The 1,527-nt window shown below is 56.3% G+C and carries 1 protein-coding gene; it reads left to right on the top strand.

Annotation, left to right across the window (positions count from 1 at the left end; all coding sequences use genetic code 11):
* Positions 1-1,466: ATP-binding protein (locus tag AC1DQP_RS20355; protein ID WP_478052412.1), on the top strand; the 1,466-nt coding region annotated here is incomplete at its 5' end.
* Positions 1,467-1,527 lie beyond the last annotated feature (61 nt).

The following is a 1,527-nucleotide window of genomic DNA, read 5'->3' as shown; positions in this document are numbered from 1 at the left end:
TTTCCAATGTGCATCCCAGTGACCAAGAAGGATTGGCCAACGCCATTAGAGATGCGATCTGCCGAGGTGGTCCATACGCGCACCAGTATCGCGTCCGCAGGCAGGACGGAGACTATCACTGGGTGGAAGCTAACGGGCGAGTGGAGCATGCACATGATGGAACCCCGCTTCGCTTCCCAGGCGTCATCTTAGATCTCGACGAGAAGCGTGAACTTCTCGCTCAACGCGACCAAGCTATCGAAGAGCTACGCAATCTCAATGCTGCCTTGGAACACCGGATTGAAGAGCGCACGCGAGAGCTGATGCAGTCAGAAGAAGCCTTGCGTCAGTCACAAAAGATGGAGGCAGTGGGGCATCTGACTGGCGGCCTGGCACATGACTTCAACAACTTGCTGGCCGGGATATCTGGAGCCCTTGATTTGATTTCCATGCGCGTAGAGCAAGGCCGTACTGAAAACTTAGCAAAATATGTCAGCACGGCTCAGGACGCATCCGACCGGGCGGCTGCCCTTACGCACCGATTGCTCGCCTTCGCACGTCGACAGACATTGTTGCCCGTTGCGACTGACGTGAACCGACTTATAGGGGACATGCTGGACATGATCCAGCGCACCGTCGGTCCTGGGATACGGGTCGAAAGTATGCGCGCCGCCGACCTTTGGACCGTACTGGTCGATCGCTCTCAACTTGAAAATTCCTTGCTCAACTTGTGCATCAACGCTCGGGATGCCATGCCTGACGGAGGCCTACTGACCGTCGAAACCTGCAACCGCCGGGTCGACCGAGATGCAGGCAAGGAGCTTTCCATCCCAGAAGGACAATACCTCTCAATGTCCGTCAGTGACAATGGAACGGGCATGCCGCCGGAGGTGGTGGCCAGAGCCTTCGATCCGTTCTTCACCACCAAACCAATAGGTGCCGGAACTGGTCTAGGACTCTCAATGATTTATGGCTTCGCCAAGCAGTCTGGCGGGCACGTTCGGATCTACTCGGAGATCGGCGAAGGAACGAGCGTGTGCATCTATCTGCCCCGTTACAGCGGCAGTGCAATGGACAATGACCACAGCACCGAACCTCTACGGCTGGTCCCCACGGACGCCGGCGAGACCGTGATGATCGTCGACGACGAGCCTACCATCCGAATGCTCTTTACCGATGTATTGGAAGACATGGGCTACCACGTTATCCAAGCTGCAGACAGCCTGACTGGGCTGAGCATATTGCAGAGCGATATCAGGCTGGATCTGCTCATCAGCGACGTAGGGCTGCCAGGTGGCATGAACGGCCGTCAGATGGCAGAGGCGGCTCGCGTATCGCGCCCTTCCCTCAAAGTTCTATTTGTCACTGGCTTCGCTGAGAATGCGATGCTGAACGAAGGCCATTTAGGACCGGGAATGTCGGTTCTAACCAAACCTTTCAATATTGGCGTTCTAACCGAGCGGGTAAAGGAACTGATATCCCGGTGAATGAGCGCGTGACTGAGTGCTTGGTCGAGCCTAAACGGTCTTTTCCCACTCACTCTGCGCG

It is taken from the genome of Stenotrophomonas sp. P5_A8, from assembly GCF_056400545.1.
Note: the sequence above shows the minus strand (reverse complement) of the source record. Positions and strands in the feature narration are given on the sequence as shown.